The organism is Rhodopirellula europaea 6C (assembly GCF_000338295.1).
GTDB classification, from domain to species: domain Bacteria; phylum Planctomycetota; class Planctomycetia; order Pirellulales; family Pirellulaceae; genus Rhodopirellula; species Rhodopirellula europaea.
This window is the reverse complement of sequence record NZ_ANMO01000050.1, coordinates 1-1,963: the sequence shown is the minus strand read 5'-3', so window position 1 is coordinate 1,963 and position 1,963 is coordinate 1. Positions and strand designations below refer to the sequence as shown.

Annotated in this window: 1 protein-coding gene; it reads left to right on the top strand. The window is 57.5% G+C overall.

What is annotated here, in order from left to right:
• The coding region (locus RE6C_RS04500) for an autotransporter family protein (protein WP_039961189.1) at positions 1 to 1,678 on the top strand (1,678 nt) is incomplete at its 5' end.
• Positions 1,679 to 1,963: the final 285 nt, after the last annotated feature.

The following is a 1,963-nucleotide window of genomic DNA, read 5'->3' as shown; positions in this document are numbered from 1 at the left end:
GCCCGAGATTACGGACAACGTCTCGTTCACCAATCAGAACGTGGCCGCAGTGATCATCGATCGGAATGGCCAAGGCCCCATCTCAGTGACTGGCGGGACCATCGACTTTGGTGAGTTGCAAATCAACGGCGACGGATTGTCGCCTGACATCGAGATGTCCGCGGCGGCCACCTTGATCGGAAACGCAGATCAAATCACGGCCAACATCCAAGCGGCTGGGACGATCGCCCCGGGCGACAGCAGTGCCGCGGGCAGCGTCGGTGAGCTGATCATCAATGGAGACTTGGATGCAACCGATGCAGGCATTCAAGTGGATGTGAACGGTGCCGGATCGCCTAACGATTTGGTGCGAGTCATTGGAAACGGGACCGTCACCGACGCCACGTTGACGCCCAATTTCATGGGATCCAACTATTCCATCGGCGACACGTTCACGGTGTTCAGTGCCACGGGCGGTTTGGCTGGAACGCTGGCCAATTCCACCGACGAGTTTCAATTGCCGTCGAATCCGTTTTTGGAAGCGTTCATTAACTCGAATCCTAATGATTTGACGTTGTCGATTCGAGACAATGGCGAGTCCTTCACATCGGTGCTGGACGGCTGCGGACAGATGGGGGCCGTGACCGAGATCGATCGGCTGCGGACATTAGGCACCGCAGGTCAGATGGCAGCGATCAGTAACTTGCGGAATGGTTCGACGTTGGGCGTCAGCCAAGCGGTTGGGCAATTGGCAGGTGCGATCTATCCATCTTTGGTGGATGCGGAGATCAACGAGGTTCACAACAGTTTGTATGGCATCCGCGACCGCGTGCTGTTGCAGCAGACGGATCTCTACACCAGCGGTCATTGGTCACCGTGGGTTCGTGGCTATGGAATGACGCTGGACACCGACGTCGATGGTTGCATGGCGGAAGGCTATCGCCGAAAGGTGGGCGGAATCGAACTGGGGACGGGTTACGTGGCCGCGTCGGGGCTTGGAGTGCACGGCTTTGCACAACTGGGGGCCGCCAACACCGACATGAATATGCTCGGCCAAGGTGCGGACACGGATTCGTATCGCTTTGGTGGAACGGTGCAATACGTCGGCGAATGGTTGTACGGTTTTGGTTCCGGCGGGTACGGGATTCAAGACCATTCGATCCATCGTGGGATGTCGTCTCTGGAGCCCGGGACTTTCGCGGACAGCGATTCAGACGGCACGGCTCAGTTCGCGTCGGTTGAGATTGGAACGGTTCACCGAGGTCAAGATTGGTTGTGGTTGTCGTTTGTTTCGCTGCAGGGTGTCCAAGCGGACTTGGACGGCCAAACGGAAACGGGGGACTCTGAGTTCGTTCTGGCGTCCAGCGATGTCGATGGAGAATCGCTGCGGAGCATGGTGGGAGTGTCTTTAGCGGGAACCAATGAAACTGGTTTGGGCCCCGCCACGACCCAGCTTAGGTTTGGATGGTTGCACGAGTTCTTGGATGACCAGCAATCGGGGATCCATGCGGTGCAGCCGGGGGGAGGTTCCGAGTTCTTGGTGCAAAGTGCCAATACGGGACGCGATTGGTTGTCGATCGGCACGCAACTGGATTGGGGCTTTGTGCTCGGCGGTCAGTTCACGCTGGCTTACCAAGGCAACCTGAACAGTGACTCCACGTTCCAAAGCGGAATGGTTGGAACTCGCTGGATTTGGTGAGCGGTGACTTGGGCGGATGACTGGGACCTTCCGATGGCACTGGACTGCTGATCAATTTTCACGAAGCAAAGTTGATCGACGGTCTGCATCGCATCGTCAACCGGTACGGCGGCCCCAAGCCAAGCTGACGCTCACCTCTCTCCGCGACCCTCCGCGACCCTCCGCTCCTCCGTTTCTCCGCGTTTAAAGTTTAAAGTTGCCCGCTAGTTTGGAATGTAGTCATTGCGTGACCATTCGTGGATGACGATTCGGGCCAGCCGCCTGGAGGCAAACATTGCCGTCTTT